The sequence below is a fragment of the Piscinibacter gummiphilus genome, assembly GCF_002116905.1.
GTDB lineage: Bacteria > Pseudomonadota > Gammaproteobacteria > Burkholderiales > Burkholderiaceae_C > Rhizobacter > Rhizobacter gummiphilus.
The window spans coordinates 2,177,493-2,192,686 of sequence record NZ_CP015118.1; the positions used below are offsets into that span (position 1 = coordinate 2,177,493).

A 15,194-nucleotide genomic window follows, 5' to 3' on the forward strand; every position below is an offset into this window, starting at 1 on the left:
CCGTTCCTGGCGCCCTGATGATCGGGATGGCAGTCACGTCGTGGCTCGACGGATGTTGCCGAGGGAGTCACTCCGCAGGGATGACTTGCTCTCCCGGAAGTGAGGCAGAGATGACTTTCACGGTAGAGAAAACCATCCGGATCAGTGACGTGCTCACGATCTTTGCCGTCACCATCTCGCTGGTGGCCCTCATGTCCACGCTCTCCAAGGACCGGGAGGAACGAGAGAGGGACCACGCCAGCCGGGTGCGCTCCGCTGCAGCGGCAATGCTCATCAAGGTCGATCGGTGGCAGGCGCTGCAGCTGTCGCTGTATCAAGAGTTGCAGCCGACTTTCGTGGAGCTGAGTGAGCAACTCCTCAAGAACTACAACACCCGAACGGTCCGGGACGAGCTTTGGAAGAGGATCTCGTTCGAGCGATCGAAGATTTCGGCGAAGGTCGTCGACGAGCAGCTGAGCTCGGCCTACTCGGATTTGATTGCGACCTTTCCCGCGGCGAGGGAGAAGCTGCAGTCGGCCCACGAGAAACTGGCCGAGGCCGAGAGCCTGGTCACGGACAGCTTCATGGCGGTGACCGAAGCCCGCATCCTTCCACTCCAGAACCAGCGGGAGTCCTATGAGACGGCCAAGCTTGGCAACCTGCTCCGAGACGCAGCGGCGTTCTCTTCCAGGGAATTGAAGCGGCGGTCGGACGATGCCGCGAAACCTCTGCGCGACTACCTGCTCTCCGTGATCGCGAAGAAGGATTCGGACATCGTTCAGGCGAGCCGCAGCGGGAGCTGATCATGCACCTCGGGCCGCGGCAATAATCGCGGCACTCGGGATGTTCCGAGCCGCAATCACGAACGGGGAATCATGAAAAGAATGCTGGTGGTGCTGGGGATCCTGCTCGGGGGCTGCGCCTCGCAGGCGCCCACGGTGGACGTGTCCGGACTCGAGCGGTCCAGCGTGCTCCGGGTCGAGGACCTGCGACCGGAGACCGAACGGCGAAGCGAAACGTTCAGCTATTCCATCAGCAGCGACGCTTATGCCATCTATCGACTGGAGGACGGCGCCACGAACCCTTCGGCCCTTCGCCTGCTGCAGCATCGTGCGTTCGAGCAGTCCGGAGGCAAGCCGGACGTCGGCGCGCTGAAGGTGCGCCATCTGGTGGTGTACCGCAACCTCCAGGCCGAGTTCCGGCGCACCGCCGTGGCAGGGGCCCTCGGAGGCACGGTGGGTGCGGTCCTTGTCGGACCTCCGATGAAGGGGCCGGACGGCACCGCGACGTCGGCCGTGGATCGCGCGGGATTCGAAGCGCTCGGTGCGACCGAGTACAAGCGGGGCATCTATTCCGCCGAAGAGAACCCCGACCGGGGCAGTGTCCACGTCGTCTACATCGAGACCGAGATCGGTGGCAAGCGCGTCTTCACCCGGACCGTGGGGCCGGTGAAGGGCAAGGACGGGAACAACGCGTTGTCCGACGTCGTGGACGCGTCGATCAAGGCCCACTTGTCGCAGTACCTCTGAGCACGGGGCACCGGGGACAATCCACCCATGGACGAATCCCTCGAACTCCTGGTCAAGACCGAAATGCCGTACGGCAAGCACAAGGGAACGCTGCTGGCGGACCTGCCCGGCAACTACCTGAGCTGGTTCGCCCGCGAGGGGTTCCCTGCCGGTCAGCTGGGCCGTCTGCTGGCCTTGATGCACGAGCTCGACCACAACGGGCTCAGGGACCTCCTGCAGCCGCTGCGACGCCGATGATGGCAAGGAGAACCGCATGATCAAGGTCACCGTGATGTACCCGTACACCGAAGGCGCGCGCTTCGATCACGACTATTACCGCGACCGGCACATGCCGATGGTGAAGGCCCGGCTGGGCAGTGCCTGTGCGTATTACACCGTCGACAAGGGCCTGGCCGGCGGTGCGCCCGGTGCGCCGCCGGCCTTCGTGGCGATGTGCGCGTTCGTCTGTGAGTCGGCCGAAGGCTATGCGGCCGCCGTGCAGGCGCACGGCGCCGAGATCCGCGGGGACATTGCCCACTACACGGACATCGTGCCGGTGGTCCAGGTCAGCGAGGTCGTCGTCGAGCGTTCGGATCGTTCCTGACTGCGCACGCTCATGGACGGCGACCCGCCGTGATCAGCAGTTCGTTGGGCCCCTCCCAGCCGACGGTCGTGTCGAAGGCGTGCAGCTGCGCCCGGATGTCCTCCCAGGCCGCCTGTGCCTTGGCGGGTTCCAGGCCCGAGAGGATCTGGAGGATCGGGCTCGCCGAGCTGCGCACGAAGGCGAGGTAGTCGTCGACCGAGGGCATGCGGAAGACCGCGTCCATCGCGGTGGTCGCGACGTCGTCGAAGCCCGCGTCCCGGAACAGGGTGTCGACGCGGCCCGGTGCCGAGAGGCTGAACAAGCTGCCCGGTGCGTGCGGGTCGGGGGCCGGCAGCCCGGCGTGCCGGAGGGCCGTGGCCATGAGCAGCCGGATGCAGGGGTTTCGTGCGGGGGTCGAGAAGACCACCGTGCACACCCGTCCGCCCGGGCGGAGCGCGCGGTGCATCTCGCGCAACCCGCGGAGGGGATCGGGAAACAGCATCAGGCCGAGCCGGCAGACGGCGGCGTCGAACGAGGCCGCCTCGACACCCAGGTCTTCGCCGTCGGCCACGCGGCACTGCACGTGCTGGAAGCCGGCGCGCCGTGCGCGCTCCTGGGCGAGTGCCACGATCGCCGGCGAGAGGTCGACGGCCAGCACGGCGCCCGACGGGCCGACGCGCTCGGCGATGTCGAGCGTCTGGTCGCCCGCACCCGCCGCGACGTCGAGCACGCGTGTGCCACTCGCCACGCCCGCCATCGCGATCATCGCGTCGGTGGGGCCCCGCAGCCAGGCGCGGATCTCCTGCGAATGGGCGTCCCAGCCGCGGGCGGCGGAGTCCCAGTGGGTCTGTACCGAAGCCTTGAAGGCTTGCCGTTGGATGTCGAACGTGTCCATGCCTTCCAGCGTAGGCGCTCGGGGGCGTCGGCGACAGCCGCAAAGTTGCAGAATGGGGCCGCGATGGCGCATACCCCGCTGGATTTCGACTGGGACGATCTGAAGCCGCTGCTCGCCGTGGCGCAGCACGGCAGCACGCTGGCGGCTGGCCGCGCGCTGGGCGTGGACGCCTCGACGGTGCAACGGCGGCTGTCCGAACTGGGGCGTCGCCTGGGGCAGCCGCTGGTGGAGCGGCTGCCGAGCGGCTACCGCCTGACGGCGTTCGGGGAAGCCTTGCTGCCGCAGGCCCGGCGGGTCGAAGCCGCGGTGGCCGAGTTCCAGCAGCAGCTGGCGGTCGCGGCCGCCGAGGTCGCGGGCGTGGTCCGGGTGACGTGCCCGGAGCCGATCGTCTACCGCATCACCCGATCGACGCTGCTGCAGCGGTTCGGCGAACGCCACCCCGGGCTGCAGGTGCAATTCGTCATGAGCGACCGCTACGTCGACCTCACCCGGGGTGAAGCCGACGTGGCGCTCCGGTCGGGCGACACGGACGATGGTGCACTGGTCGGGCGGAAGATCGGGGATTCCGTCTGGGCGGTCTATGCCAGCACCGACTACATCGCGCGCCATGGGCGACCCAGTGCCATCGAGGATCTGGCGAACCACGCGCTGATCGGCTTCGACGACACGATGCCGACGCATCGCCTCTCGGTGTGGCTGCACCGGATCGCACCGGAGGCGGCGATCGTGGCGAGGAACAACAGCGTGCTGGGCCTGGTCCAGTCGGCCCGGGCGGGCCTCGGCGTGGCGCCGTTGCCCGTGGCCCTGGGAGATGCGGAGCCCGATCTCGTGCGGGTGATCGAGCCTGTCTCCGAACTCACGCGCACCTGGCGCGTGCTGACGACGCCCGCGTTGCGCCACACGCCGCGGGTCGCGGCGTTCTTCGACTTCATCGTCGACGAGATCGACACGCTTCGACCGATCATCACGGGCTGAGGGCAGCGAAGGGGCCGCTGGTGTCCACGGCAACGTTGTAAAGAAACTTCACAAATTCATTCGAAACGGTGTTGACGAACTCGTAAAGAGTCTTCACACTGGTGACCATGGATTGCAGAAGGCACGAGCCTTCTGGTCCGAGCAGAACCGAACAACCGAACAACCTCCCACCCCCGCAACAGGAAACCACCATGACCCGCCATCTGCCCTCGACCCCGAACATGCTGCCCACGTGCGCAGCCGTGTTCGGCCGTGTCGGCAGCAGCCCGCGGAACGGTCTTCCGCATGCGCTGCAGCTGTCCTCGCACGCCGTCCGACTTCAATCGATTCGTGACGACGAGGATCAGGTGCACCCGGGAGAGGGCGCGACGTAGTCGCATCCTCCTTGCTCGCAAGAGGCCCGGACTCCGAAAGGATCCGGGCCTTTTCGTTTTTACCTTCAACTTCACGGCCAGGCCTGGCAGCCGGGCCGTGGCGATCGACGGATCGCACCTCCGGCAATGACCGATGAGGATGCTCTTTGACAATCCAGCGCGAGGTGTTCCCGATGCTGGTCGGGATGAACACCTCGCACCATGCGGACGTGGCGCAGCAGGCAGCGCGCAACGTTGCCAACGTCGAGGCCACGGGTTCGATCCCCGTCGTCCGCTCCATCTCGGGTGTGCCCGTGCACAAGCATCGGGCCGGCCCGGTGTGCATGTGTGCCGGCGCGGCCGCGCCGGCATGCAGCGAATTGCCTGGTCTCCGGGCGGCTCGCGTGCGGACACAGCCGAGATGGAAGTTTCAGGCCCTCGTGGCCCGGCGGGTCGAACCGCCGCCATGCGTCGTTAACTCAGAGGCCAGAGTGCCGCCCTGTCCAGGCGGGAGCCGCGGGTTCGAATCCCGCACGACGCGCCAGATCACGCAAGCCGTTGCGCTTGCATCGTTGTCGGACGGACGGGTGCGAACCCATCGTCCGGCGTGTGTTCGACATCCCCTCGTGGCGGAACTGGCAGACGCGCCTGGCTCAGAACCAGGAGTCGAGAGACGTGTCCGTTCGAATCGGACCGAGGGGACCAGTTCATCGGGTCGGTCCATTCACATCGACGCTTGGCTCAGCTGGCAGAGCACGTCTTGACCAGGCGGGGGTCGCAGGGTCGGAACCTGCAGCGTCGACCAATTTTCCGATCACACATCTCGGTGTGGCGCAGCTGGCAGCGCATCGCGTTTGGGACGCGAGGGTCGCAGGTTCGAACCCTGCCGCCGAGACCATCCGTTCAATGGTGCATGTAGCTCAGTGGGAAGAGCACCGGGTCGTGATCCCGGTGGCCGTCGGTTCGAATCCGACCATGCACCCCACGTTCACCCTGTTCCCGCTGGAGAGCTGACCGAGTGGCAAGGGTGCCGGCTTGCTAAGCCGTGGCCGGTGCTGAGAAGCGCCGCGCGCGTTCGATCCGCGCGCTCTCCTCCAGGGTCCACCTCATCACGTTGATTGAAGCCGTTGCAGGTTCGAATCCTGCGGCAGGGACCAGACCGAAGGGGCGCTCCGCAAGGGGCGCCCCTTTTCGTTTCCGGAACGGGCGCGGCTCAGGACATCAGGCCACGGCGTAGAACCCCTGATCCGACCGCACACCCGCATTCCGGGTGAACGCGGCGGGATCGAACCCCTCGTCCGCGAACTTCTTCTTCACCACCACCGCGGCGGACGCCACGGCCTCCTCGTTCGCCCACTCCACCAGGGTCAGCACGTTGAACTCGCCCGAGCCTCCGGTCTGGTCGAGCACGAGGGTGCGCTGGCAGCCCGGCAAGGTGCGCAGCGTGGCCTGGATGCGCTGCATCTGCGCGATGAACGTCGCACGCACTTCGGCGGGCACGACGAACTTGTCGATGCGGAAGACGGGAGCGGGCGAGAGGGCGGCGAGGTCGTTCGACATGGAGGTTTCCTGGGGGTCGGTGCGCGCAGGGCCCGCGCGCTGGCCTCGATTCTCAAACCTCAAGCATGGTTGAGGTCAAGGGGTTCTTCTTTCGTTGAACGGCGCCGCGGAACGCCGCCAGGCGTTCCGCGTACGGATCCAGCGCATCCTCCGCCTGTTCCAACGCCAGCCCCGCCACCGCGACGAACCGGGCCGGCGTGACCTGACCCTCGGCCATCAACTCGTCCACCACCGCGAGCAGTGCGCCGCGATGCGCTTCGATCAGGCGCGTGGCGCGCGCATGTTCGCGCTGGAGCAGCGCTTCGAGCGGGCCGTTGGTGGCTTCCACGTCGGTGCAGAGGTTGTCCTCGCCGTTGACACACACGTCGGTGCGGCCGATGCGTTCCCCGTGGCCGAGGTGCCGCAGCATGCGCGCCGCCGATTCGGTGGCCTTGCGCAGGTCGCTCTCCGCGCCGCTGGAACTCATCCCCGGACCGAACACGAGCAGCTCGGCCGCCCGCCCCGCGAGGCTCGTGCAGATGGAGTCCAGCAGGTTCTGCCGCGACCACACCTTCCGCGAGGTATAGGCGTTGTAGCCGCCCTCGAAGCTCGCCACGTGGATCTTGATCTCCCGCGGCGCCCGCCCGAAGAGCAGCGCGTGGACCAGGCCGTGCCCGGCCTCGTGCACCGCCAGCAGCGCACGGAAGTCGGGGTTGTTGCGCTGGCGCAGGCGGCTGATCTCGAACGGCGCGGCGATGGCCTGCGACTGCCCCTGCCACTGGGCGATGAGGCTGCGGCCATCGGCGGCGAGCCGCACGAGGTCGCCTGGCGAAGCACCGCGCTCGAGCGCCCACAGCGCCGTCTTCGCGAGACCCGCCCCGAGGATGGCGTGCAGCGACGAGAACAGCGGCCGCGTGCCCTGCGCCGGGAAGACCGCGTTCGCGTAGATCTGCTCGTGCACGCTGCCATCCACCTCGAAACGCAGCCCGCAGCGTTCGCCGGTTTCGCGGGCATAGCGTTCGCAGCCCTGCGTGATCAGCTGCTCGTACGCGCGGCGTGACAGCGACGGGTACACCACGTGTTCGTTGCCCAGCCGCGCCACCTGCTCGGGCTTGAAGCGCCGGTTGAGGGCCTGCTTCACGTCGATGACGCTCAGCTTGCCGGTCATCGCGTGGAAGGTGTCGGCATCGCTGTCGCAGTCGTCCACGCTGGTGGCGAGGTCCTCGTACATCTCGTCGAGGTTGCCGCACACGAAGACGAGCAGGCGGCTGTAGTCGGTCTCCCATTGCTGCTGGCCGCTTTCGCGGAAGGTGTGCAGGCGCGCCTGGATCTGCTCGGGGCTCCAGGACATGATCTCCATCAGCGGCTCGTCGAGCTTGAGGTTGCGCTGCAGTTCCTGCGCCTCCCAGCTGCGCAGCTTGAAGCGCAGCTTCGCATCGCCGGCCTCGGCCCGCTCGGCGTCGAACGCGGCCTCGGCGATGGACGATTCGATGTCGGCCAGCAGCGAGAGCCCCGGCGGCAGGCGGCCGTCCGACAGCAGGGCCCACACGTCCTGGTACCGCTCGACACGCAATTCGCCGCGCTTGTTGTCGATGGTGCGGAAGCGCTGGAACTCGTCGAGCACCAGGATGCCGGGCTCGCCCTCGCGCACGCAGGACTGCGTCAGCATGCCCGAGATGCTCTGCGCGCCGCGCCAGCCCGCGCCGTTCGAGAAGCCGTCCATCTGCACTTCGACGAAGCGGTCGTAGAAGCCCAGCAGCTGCGCGAGGCGCCGCACGAGCTGCGTCTTGCCGGTGCCGGTCAGGCCCCACAGGCACACGATGACGGGCCGCGAGATCAGGTCGGGCATCAGGTACCAGGCTCGCACCGAGTCGATGACGCGGTCGATGATGGGGTCGATGCCGAACAGCTCGTGCTTGAGCTGTCGGGCGACGGCTTGCAGCTGCTGGTTCTTCTGCGCGAGTTGCCCGCGCAGGGTCGGGGAATCATTCATCCCACTCCTTTCGCCGCGTGAACGCCTGCAGCGCCACGCGGTCGGCACGGCGTTGTGCGCCGCGGCTCTGGATGTGTTTGCCCGCACCACGAAGGCCGCGCTGGGCGAGGCCGCGCGCGACGGGGTCGCGTGCGCCCGGGCTCGTTTCGAGCACCAGCGTCATCGGCTGTTTCATGCGGCGCAAGGCCTTGATGCGCCCCTCTTCGAGGGCGCGGGAACGGAGTTGTGCACTCATTCGGTTTCCGAAAAGCAAAAGCCCCGGCTCGAGGGCTGCGGGGCTTTGCTTCGCCGCGCGGTCTGAGGCCGTATCTGTGCAGACACGGTTCAGCCGGGGCACGGGAACCGTGTTCAGTCGAGGGTCGATATGAACAGTGAGGACATAGGAGGGATCTCCGTCATGCGGGCGCTGTCGTGGGCGCCTTCAGCAGTGGGACGCGGATGATGCGCGAGCCGGTGCGTGTGCGCAAGCGAATGGGAACGATGCGTTGCGGCGCACCAACGGCGCTGGCATGCCGGGTCAGGTCGTGAGCTCGAACGCGTGCTCCGGTGCAAAGGCACTCCGGTTGCGGCCGTCGCCCTTGGCCACGTACAGCAGCTTGTCTGCCCGGTCGAAGCAAGGCTGGAAGTGCGTGTCGAGGTGGGCCGCAGGCGCGAGGCGGATCACGCCCATGCTGGCGGTCACCGGCCGCGCCAGCTCGGGGACCGCCGCGGCCACGCGCGACGGAATCGCCTGGCGCCGGCGCTCGGCTTGCGCGGCACCGTCGTCCCCGCGCAGCAGCAGCACGAACTCCTCGCCGCCCAGCCGGAAGGCCTGGACCTGGGCATCGGGCTGCAGCGCCGCGGCCGTGGCCTTGAGCACCGCGTCGCCGACCCCATGCCCGAACTGGTCGTTGACCGATTTGAAATGGTCGAGGTCGAGCACGGCCAGCGTGTCGTAGCCGTTGGCGCGGAACTCCTCGAAGCGCGTCTCGATGGCGCGCCGGTTGAGCAGTCCTGTCAAGGCGTCGTGCGCCGACAGGCGCTCCAGCACCGCGGCCTCGGTCTGGGCCTGGTCGCGCTGGTGCTTCAGGGTCATGAGGCGGTCGGCCACGCCCATGGCCGTCGACAGCACCTCGAAGACGCACCCGATGTGGAACAGGGTCTCCGCATCGTTGCTCGTCAGGCCCGGCACGACGCCCGTCACCAGGCGCACCAGGCCGACCAGCAGCAGCGGTGTCCACCCGACGGCCTGGAAGCGGGCGGCACGGCTGCCGCGCCGCAGCGCGTCGACGAGCGCACAGAGCACGACGAGGAGGATCGGCCCGAAGGCGGCCGTGTAGAACATGGACTGCACGGGCCGCGCGACGTAGGGGAAGGCGGCATGGAACGCACTCAGCGCCAGCGCGGCGACCGCACAGTACGGCAGCGCGCGGCGAAGGCGCGGGTTCATGTGCTCGGGCTCGACGAAGCTGGCGGTGAACATCACGCCGGAGGCGATCGTCATGCCGAAGACCAGCGTCGTCATCCAGCTCAGTGTCATGGCCGGCAGGTCGAGCAGCACCGGCGCCAGTTCGGACGAGACCAGGCTGCTCGACAACAGCGACACGGCGAGCGCGCCATGCCAGAGCACGAAGGGTTCGCGCAGGACCCGGTAGAACGCGATGTTGAAGACCAGCGGCATGAGCAGCATGCCGCACAGCCCGGCCAGCAACAGCAGGTGGCGTGTCGTTGGCGCGCTGTCGATGCTGGCCAGGTGCGCCTGCTCCAGCACCATCCGGTGCGTGGGCCGGTCGAACGCGACGATCAGCTGGCGCGTCTGGCGGGTGACGTCGCTCAAGGGCAACTCGAAGTAGCCGCCGGCCAGGGCGTTCTGCAGTTGACCGGGAGCGAACGATGCCCGGCGCAGGCCGCCATCGGCGTCGATCGCCAGCAGGTGCACCGCCTGCAGGGCACTGCGCCGCGACAGCAGGTGGCGGGGAAGCGCCTGTGCGGGGTCGATGTCGAAGCGCAGCAGCACCCGCTCGCCGTCGAGGGTGTAGTCCCGGTCCCCGCACCGCCAGCGCACCTCGGACCGGGCGACACCCTCGAGCGCCTCGGACAGGGAGCCGACGGCCCAGCACGAAGGCTGGAGGATCGACACGGCCGTCGGGTTCGCTGCATTCGCCACCATCGGCAGCAGCGACCACAGCATCAACAGGACACCGGCCGCGGCGCGCAGCACGGGTCGACAACGACTCCCGAACATGGATGGCTGAGAAAACAATGCGTACGCGGGCGCCCGGCGCCGTGCCGCCGGCAAGAGGGCGGGACCTTCGTCCTCATCGGCCGTTGCGGCCGGAACTTGAGTTCCGCGGCCGCATGGCGATGCGGCCTCACTCCAGCGGCACGGCCTCGAAGGCCCCGCGCCCGTCGGCACGTTCGAACGCCGACCCCGCCGGATGGGCCAGCAAGGGCGCAACGTCGGGATGTTCGCGGGCGAAGTCGTCCAGCGCGCAGGTGATGTAGTGCCTGGGCTGGTTCATGTACTTCTCGCTTTCGCTGCCGCTGAGGAACCGCCAGCCGCTGTCGGTGGGGGTGGCGGGGGCGGTGCGATAGGCATAGCCCACCGGCTTCTGGTGGGTGGTGATCACCTCGGTGGCCACGCAGGTGAGGGAGGTCATGGAGCGCGCTTTCGAAGGGGCATCGGGGCCCGGAACGGGTGAGCGTACCCGAGCGCCGCGCAGGCGGTCGATGGACCCGCCTGCGCGGCCGGCGTCCGACGTGCCGCACGTGCGCCTTTCCGAGCTTCGCGAGGGCATCGACGCCGCAGTGCAGCGTGGTGTCGACCGTCTCGTTGCGGAAGTACGCGAGCACGCTGTCGACGCCGCTGGCGCCGCCGAGGTTCAGGCCGTACATGACGGGGCGGCCGATGGCGACGGCGTTGGCGCCGAGGGCCAGGGCCTTCACCACGTCGGTGCCGCGGCGGATGCCGCTGTCGAGGATGATCGGCACGTCGCCCTTCAGTGCGTCCGCGATGGCGGGCAGCACGGTGATGGACGCCGGCGTGCCGTCGAGCGCGCGGCCGCCGTGGTTGGAAACCTGCACCGCCGACGCGTCTGCCTTCACGGCCGCGACGGCGTCTTCGGCGCGCGTGATGCCCTTGACGATGACGGGCAGGCCCGTCACCTGGCGGATCATCTCCACGTCCTTCCAGGAGAGGTCGGTCTTGAAGCGGGTGGACTGCCCCGGCGGGTAGTTGCCGTACGGCAGCCACGGGCGCGACTTGCCCAGCCGCACGTACTCGTCGGACGAACCCTGGCCGATGGCGTCGACCGTCAGGATGATCGCCTTGTAGCCCGCGGCGCGGGCCCGTTGCAGCATCTCGCGGCTGCGGCCCGAGTCCACGTCGAGGTAGATCTGGAACCACTTGGGGCCGGGGGTGGCCTTCGCGATGTCTTCCATCGACGCGGTGGATGCGCTCGACACGCACGCGAGGCCGCCGCTCTTGCCGGCGCCGCGCACGGTGGCGATCTCGCCCAGCGGATGGTGCAGGGCATGGCTGCCGAACGGCGTGACGATGAACGGGTGCGGCAGCTTCAGGCCGAGCAGGTCGACCGACAAGTCGATCTTCTCGCGCACGATGGCGTTCATGCGGTGGGGCGTGAACGCCCAGTCGCCCCACGCGCGCTGGTTCTCGTTCAGCGTCCATTGCCGGCCGGAACCATTGAACACGAAGGCTCGAACGCCTTCGGAGTAGTTCTTCGCGGCGGCTTCCTGCAGCAGGTCGATGTTGACGACGTTCAGCGCCTTGTCGATGCCCTTGCGGGTCAGGGCGAGCGACTCGGTGTTCGCTTCCTCGGCCACCTGGGCGAGCGCATGGGGGGCGAGGGCCGCACTGGCGAGGCCGGCCCCGGCGAACTTGAGGAGGTCTCTGCGCGAGGCCGCCGGGGCGGGGTTCTGGATCTGGGTCACGGGGTCATTCCTGTCTGGATGGGGGAGGGCATCGAGACTGGCGACGGCTGGCGGACGATGGAGACAAGGAGGGTTCCCCAGGCGGCGGAATGGTTCCGTCGCGTGGGCGCACAGCGCACGAGCGACCGGTGGCGCTGGGCGCAGCGGAGGCCGTGACCACCGGTCCGGTGCTCAGAAGGTCCCTCGGCCGGGCGCGGGCCGCGCACCGGCATCCGTGGGCAACTCAGGGCGATGCCGACGCCGCGCCCGCCGAGCACGGATCGGGGCTCAAGCGGGCCTGCTGCGGAACGGAGCGCCCGTCGGGTCCGGTGTCCATGACGCGCGCGCTGCAATAGGACACGCCATCCTTCTTGAACAGGTTTGTGCCGATGACGTAGTGATGGTCCTTCATCGGGACGAACGCGACGGGACTGCCGCAGGCCGCGAAGTCGTGCAACCACAGGACGGAGAAACGGGTGATTTCCCCAGAGGGGATCCAGGTGCCTTCAGGATGAACGTCAGGAACCAGAGGATTCGAGCCTTTGACCAGGATTTTCTCGAAGCGGGCCTCGCAAGATGCCGCCGACGAGGCGCGCGTCACTTGCAGAACACCGCTGATCAGGCTTCTGTCTTGATGCTCCAGGCGGACGTACGCTTTTTCGACCATGCCGTCAGGCATCTCATACGTCGGAATCGTTTGGCACGCAGCCAAGCATGCGGTGCTCAAGGCAAGTGACAGGCGTGAGCGCATGGGCGTCGGATGGGATGGGACGCGTGCATGGTACTCACCGACAGATTTCGTCGGTGTGAACGAAGTCTCGGTCGCCCGTCGCGTGATCCGTCCGTCTTCAAGCCCCGCGCGCCGCGAAGTGTTCCCGCACCCCTTGTTCACACGCGGCCCACAACGTGGGCGACGCTCGTGCGATCACGGGGCCATATCGCTCGAGCACCTGCTCCAGCGTGACCCCGTTCTCCCGCCATGTCCCTCCGTCCGTCCGGAGGTTCACCAGCAGCGGTTGCACGCGGTCGAGCGCCTTCGCGAACTTCGCGTCGTCGGACTGCGCCGCTTCGAACTCGCGCCAGAGGGACAGCATCGCCGCGCCCTGTTCGCCCGGAACCAGGCCGAAGAGCCGCACCGCGGCTGCATCTTCCAGCTCGGCCTGCGATGAGCCGGCGCCGACGTCGTGGATCGGCGTGTCGCCCACGTCCACCTCGACGATGTCGTGGATCAGCAGCATCCGGATCACGCGTTCGCGGTCCACCGACGCGGCGGCATGTTCGCTCAGGAGCAGCGCGTACATCGCGAGGTGCCACGAGTGCTCGGCGCTGTTCTCCTTGCGGCTGCGGTCGAGCAGCGGGGACTGCCGAACCACGCTCTTGAGGCGGTCGATCTCGCGCAGGAACGCGAGCTGCTGGTCCAGCACCTCGTGGGTCATGGTCAAGGCCGAGGCGCCGCGTCGGGCAGCCGCCACAGCCAGATGCCCACGGCCAGGCAGCAGAGACCCGGCATCCAGCGCCACGGGTGCGCCAGCACCCACCAGCAGCCCACCGAGCTGACGGTCATCATCGCGATGGCCAGCTGCTTGGCGCGTCGGGGCACGGCGCGGTGTTCGCGCCACTGGCGCGTCATGGGGCCGAAGCGCGGGTGCGTGAGCAGCCAGCGCTCCCAGCGCGGGCTGCCGTTCGAGAAGCAGAACGCGGCCAGCAGGATGAACGGCGTGGTGGGCAGCAGCGGCAGGAAGATGCCGATGAAACCCAGCAGCAGCGCAGCGAACCCGCCCGCCATCCACAGGTGGCGCTGCCACGCGGGGCGCGGCGCCGTGGCGGGAACGGGCAGGGGCTCGGTGCTCACGCGCGCGGGTCGCCGAGGCGGGCGATGTCGAGGTACTGCGCCCGGTACGTCTCGAAGGGCATGGTGTCGGCCGCCTCGATGGCCGCCTGCTCGGCGACCGAGTCGCGGGCGATGGCGGCCAGGTGCAGGGCCTGCTGCTCGGAGAACGGCAGCGAGGTGAGGTACTCCTTCGCGGTGCGCGAACGGGCGCGGCCGAAGTCGATGAAGGAGCTGCCGTGGTCGCGCACCATCGACTGCAGCACGCGTGCCGACGGCAGCGTGTCCGGGTGCGAATGCGCGAAGCGCGCGGCCTGCAGGGCTTCGTCGTACGCCGAGCCGCCGAGTGCGGCATCGAGCTGCGCCGCGATGGGCGCGCAGGCCGCGAGCAGCTCCTCGGCCCATTCGACGAGCGTGACTTCGCGATCGCCGCGCTCGAGGCGCAGGCCGGGCTCGCGGCCGCGGGCAGCCGTGCGGTGCTGGTTGCGGGCCAGCGCGGCGATCTCGGCCGGGGTGTCGTACGGGCTCTCGCTGAGCAGGCAGTGCAGCAGGAACACGTCGAGGAAGCGCATGGTCTGCGCGGTGATGCCGGCCGGCACGAACGGGTCGAGGTCCATGCAGCGCACCTCGACGTACTCGACGCCGCGTTCGCGCAGCGCGTGCAGCGGCCGCTCGCCGGGGTGGATCACGCGTTTCGGGCGGATGGTGCCGTAGAACTCGTTCTCGATCTGCAGCAGGCTGGTGGCGAGCTGGTTGTATTCGCCGGCGGGGTTGCGCACGCCGATGGCCTCGTACGCGGGGTACGGGCGGGTGAGCGCTTCCTGCAGCGAGGCGGCATAACCTTCGAGGCCGTTGTAGCTCACGGCCAGCGACGACTGGGCGTCGCTCTGGTAGCCCAGGCGCCCCATGCGCAGGGACGTGCCGTACGGCATGTAGAGCGACTTGCCGGACAGGTCCTGCAGGCCGTGCTCGCGGCCCTCGACGAAGGTGGGGCAGACGGCGGGCGACGCGCCGAAGAGGTACAGCAGCAGGAACGAGTGGCGGCGGAAGTTGCGGATCAGCGAGAAGTAGCCGTCGTTCGAGATGCCCGGCATCGACCAGTTGTAGTGGATGCCCGAGATGGTCTGCATGCGCCGGCCGTAGCGGTGGCCGAGGCCCATGCGGTAGACGCTCTTGGACTTGCCCACGTTCGACGAGCCGTAGCGGCCGATGGGGATGGTCTCGTCCACCGGCAGGCCGCAGGGCATGCTGCTGGCCCACAGCATCTCGTCGCCGATGGCGCTGAACACGTACTGGTGGATGCGGGTGAGTTCGTCGACGCAGGCATCGGCGTCCGGGTGCACCCCGGTCACGAGCTCGATCTGCGATTCGCTGAAATCGGTGGTGATGTTCGGATTGGTCAGCGCGGAGCCGAGCGCTGCCGGGTGGGGCGTGAGCGCGAGCCCGCCCTGGGGCAGGGCCCGCAGGCTTTCCTTTTCCACGCCGCGCCGCATCGCGGCGATCGCCCCGGGGGTCAATGCGCGGAGGCCTTCTTGCTGACTGCTCACGCAGGTCTCCTGGTTTTCTGTTCGTTGGGGGGCGAAAGGTATCAGACCCGGGCGAAGCGTGCTGTGACAGGCGCCATTGTCAGCC

15 protein-coding genes, 7 tRNA genes and 1 pseudogene are annotated in these 15,194 nt (G+C 68.4%); 12 read left to right on the forward strand and 11 right to left on the reverse strand.

Annotated elements, in window-relative coordinates; all coding sequences use genetic code 11:
- Positions 1 to 110: 110 nt before the first annotated feature.
- The 4 genes from A4W93_RS09895 (at position 111) to A4W93_RS09910 (ending at position 2,091) form a co-directional block, all read left to right on the forward strand.
- A complete protein-coding gene (locus A4W93_RS09895; RefSeq protein ID WP_085750453.1) occupies positions 111 to 782 on the forward strand; it encodes a hypothetical protein in 672 nt (223 codons plus the stop codon).
- Between the two features lie 72 nt (positions 783 to 854).
- Positions 855 to 1,508 carry a hypothetical protein gene (locus A4W93_RS09900; RefSeq protein WP_157131624.1) on the forward strand — a complete coding sequence of 218 codons (654 nt, stop codon included), beginning with the start codon at positions 855 to 857 and terminating at the stop codon, positions 1,506 to 1,508.
- 27 nt (positions 1,509 to 1,535) lie between these two features.
- Positions 1,536 to 1,745 carry a DUF3820 family protein gene (locus tag A4W93_RS09905; protein WP_085750455.1) on the forward strand — a complete coding sequence of 70 codons (210 nt, stop codon included), beginning with the start codon at positions 1,536 to 1,538 and terminating at the stop codon, positions 1,743 to 1,745.
- A gap of 16 nt (positions 1,746 to 1,761) precedes the next feature.
- Positions 1,762 to 2,091, forward strand: a complete 330-nt coding sequence (locus A4W93_RS09910) for an EthD family reductase (protein ID WP_085750456.1) — start codon at positions 1,762 to 1,764, stop codon at positions 2,089 to 2,091.
- Between the two features lie 10 nt (positions 2,092 to 2,101).
- Here A4W93_RS09910 and A4W93_RS09915 read toward each other — a convergent pair whose 3' ends face one another.
- Complete coding sequence (locus A4W93_RS09915; RefSeq protein ID WP_085750457.1) at positions 2,102 to 2,965, reverse strand: class I SAM-dependent methyltransferase; 864 nt, start codon at positions 2,963 to 2,965, stop codon at positions 2,102 to 2,104.
- Between the two features lie 63 nt (positions 2,966 to 3,028).
- Here A4W93_RS09915 and A4W93_RS29600 point away from each other — a divergent pair, with 63 nt between their 5' ends.
- From A4W93_RS29600 to A4W93_RS09960, 8 genes are all read left to right on the forward strand, one after another.
- The gene (locus tag A4W93_RS29600; protein WP_169726527.1) at positions 3,029 to 3,940 is read left to right on the forward strand and encodes a LysR family transcriptional regulator; all 912 of its coding nucleotides are present in this window, start codon (positions 3,029 to 3,031) and stop codon (positions 3,938 to 3,940) included.
- 577 nt (positions 3,941 to 4,517) lie between these two features.
- Positions 4,518 to 4,593, forward strand: a tRNA-Gly gene (locus A4W93_RS09930).
- Positions 4,594 to 4,761: 168 nt separating this feature from the next.
- Positions 4,762 to 4,837 (forward strand) — tRNA-Asp (locus tag A4W93_RS09935).
- A 76-nt stretch (positions 4,838 to 4,913) separates the two neighbouring features.
- Positions 4,914 to 4,998 (forward strand) — tRNA-Leu (locus A4W93_RS09940).
- Between the two features lie 25 nt (positions 4,999 to 5,023).
- Positions 5,024 to 5,098 (forward strand) — tRNA-OTHER (locus tag A4W93_RS09945).
- A gap of 17 nt (positions 5,099 to 5,115) precedes the next feature.
- Positions 5,116 to 5,191: transfer RNA gene (locus A4W93_RS09950), tRNA-Pro, on the forward strand.
- Positions 5,192 to 5,202: 11 nt separating this feature from the next.
- Positions 5,203 to 5,278: transfer RNA gene (locus tag A4W93_RS09955), tRNA-His, on the forward strand.
- Between the two features lie 19 nt (positions 5,279 to 5,297).
- Positions 5,298 to 5,390: transfer RNA gene (locus A4W93_RS09960), tRNA-Ser, on the forward strand.
- Positions 5,391 to 5,514: 124 nt separating this feature from the next.
- On the opposite strand, the gene A4W93_RS09965 is transcribed toward A4W93_RS09960, so the two are convergent.
- The 10 genes and pseudogenes from A4W93_RS09965 to gshA form a co-directional block, all read right to left on the reverse strand.
- Positions 5,515 to 5,853, reverse strand: a complete 339-nt coding sequence (locus A4W93_RS09965; protein WP_085750459.1) for an antibiotic biosynthesis monooxygenase — start codon at positions 5,851 to 5,853, stop codon at positions 5,515 to 5,517.
- Between the two features lie 52 nt (positions 5,854 to 5,905).
- A complete protein-coding gene (locus A4W93_RS09970) occupies positions 5,906 to 7,825 on the reverse strand; it encodes an AAA family ATPase (RefSeq protein ID WP_085750460.1) in 1,920 nt (639 codons plus the stop codon).
- Positions 7,818 to 8,060 carry a hypothetical protein gene (locus A4W93_RS09975; protein ID WP_085750461.1) on the reverse strand — a complete coding sequence of 81 codons (243 nt, stop codon included), beginning with the start codon at positions 8,058 to 8,060 and terminating at the stop codon, positions 7,818 to 7,820. The genes A4W93_RS09970 and A4W93_RS09975 overlap by 8 nt, the downstream gene beginning before the upstream one ends.
- Before the next feature lie 282 nt (positions 8,061 to 8,342).
- The gene (locus A4W93_RS09980) at positions 8,343 to 9,995 is read right to left on the reverse strand and encodes a sensor domain-containing diguanylate cyclase (protein WP_099960048.1); all 1,653 of its coding nucleotides are present in this window, start codon (positions 9,993 to 9,995) and stop codon (positions 8,343 to 8,345) included.
- Between the two features lie 181 nt (positions 9,996 to 10,176).
- Positions 10,177 to 10,602 (reverse strand): DUF2185 domain-containing protein, encoded by a 426-nt coding sequence (locus A4W93_RS30785; RefSeq protein ID WP_407081712.1) that lies wholly within the window; start codon positions 10,600 to 10,602, stop codon positions 10,177 to 10,179.
- A pseudogene (locus A4W93_RS09985) lies at positions 10,580 to 11,755 on the reverse strand (alpha-hydroxy acid oxidase); the annotation flags it as partial. The gene A4W93_RS30785 and the pseudogene A4W93_RS09985, both read right to left, overlap by 23 nt.
- Before the next feature lie 223 nt (positions 11,756 to 11,978).
- Positions 11,979 to 12,413 (reverse strand): hypothetical protein, encoded by a 435-nt coding sequence (locus A4W93_RS09990; protein WP_085750464.1) that lies wholly within the window; start codon positions 12,411 to 12,413, stop codon positions 11,979 to 11,981.
- A gap of 169 nt (positions 12,414 to 12,582) precedes the next feature.
- Complete coding sequence (locus tag A4W93_RS09995; RefSeq protein ID WP_085750465.1) at positions 12,583 to 13,170, reverse strand: HD domain-containing protein; 588 nt, start codon at positions 13,168 to 13,170, stop codon at positions 12,583 to 12,585.
- A gap of 2 nt (positions 13,171 to 13,172) precedes the next feature.
- Positions 13,173 to 13,586: a YbaN family protein gene (locus A4W93_RS10000; protein ID WP_320409217.1), complete on the reverse strand. Its 414-nt coding sequence runs from the start codon at positions 13,584 to 13,586 to the stop codon at positions 13,173 to 13,175.
- Positions 13,583 to 15,109 (reverse strand): glutamate--cysteine ligase, encoded by a 1,527-nt coding sequence (gene gshA, locus A4W93_RS10005; protein ID WP_085750466.1) that lies wholly within the window; start codon positions 15,107 to 15,109, stop codon positions 13,583 to 13,585. The genes A4W93_RS10000 and gshA overlap by 4 nt, the downstream gene beginning before the upstream one ends.
- Positions 15,110 to 15,194 lie beyond the last annotated feature (85 nt).

Excerpts from the sequence above, each read along its gene's own strand:
- A4W93_RS09895 (WP_085750453.1), top strand. The coding sequence starts at position 111 with ATGACTTTCACGGTAGAGAAAACCATCCGGATCAGTGACGTGCTCACG.
- A4W93_RS09900 (WP_157131624.1), top strand. The coding sequence starts at position 855 with ATGAAAAGAATGCTGGTGGTGCTGGGGATCCTGCTCGGGGGCTGCGCC.
- A4W93_RS09905 (WP_085750455.1), top strand. The coding sequence starts at position 1,536 with ATGGACGAATCCCTCGAACTCCTGGTCAAGACCGAAATGCCGTACGGC.
- A4W93_RS09910 (WP_085750456.1), top strand. The coding sequence starts at position 1,762 with ATGATCAAGGTCACCGTGATGTACCCGTACACCGAAGGCGCGCGCTTC.
- A4W93_RS09915 (WP_085750457.1), bottom strand. The coding sequence starts at position 2,965 with ATGGACACGTTCGACATCCAACGGCAAGCCTTCAAGGCTTCGGTACAG.
- A4W93_RS29600 (WP_169726527.1), top strand. The coding sequence starts at position 3,029 with ATGGCGCATACCCCGCTGGATTTCGACTGGGACGATCTGAAGCCGCTG.
- A4W93_RS09965 (WP_085750459.1), bottom strand. The coding sequence starts at position 5,853 with ATGTCGAACGACCTCGCCGCCCTCTCGCCCGCTCCCGTCTTCCGCATC.
- A4W93_RS09970 (WP_085750460.1), bottom strand. The coding sequence starts at position 7,825 with ATGAATGATTCCCCGACCCTGCGCGGGCAACTCGCGCAGAAGAACCAG.
- A4W93_RS09975 (WP_085750461.1), bottom strand. The coding sequence starts at position 8,060 with ATGAGTGCACAACTCCGTTCCCGCGCCCTCGAAGAGGGGCGCATCAAG.
- A4W93_RS09980 (WP_099960048.1), bottom strand. The coding sequence starts at position 9,995 with ATGCTGTGGTCGCTGCTGCCGATGGTGGCGAATGCAGCGAACCCGACG.
- A4W93_RS30785 (WP_407081712.1), bottom strand. The coding sequence starts at position 10,602 with ATGCCCTCGCGAAGCTCGGAAAGGCGCACGTGCGGCACGTCGGACGCC.
- A4W93_RS09990 (WP_085750464.1), bottom strand. The coding sequence starts at position 12,413 with ATGCCTGACGGCATGGTCGAAAAAGCGTACGTCCGCCTGGAGCATCAA.
- A4W93_RS09995 (WP_085750465.1), bottom strand. The coding sequence starts at position 13,170 with ATGACCCACGAGGTGCTGGACCAGCAGCTCGCGTTCCTGCGCGAGATC.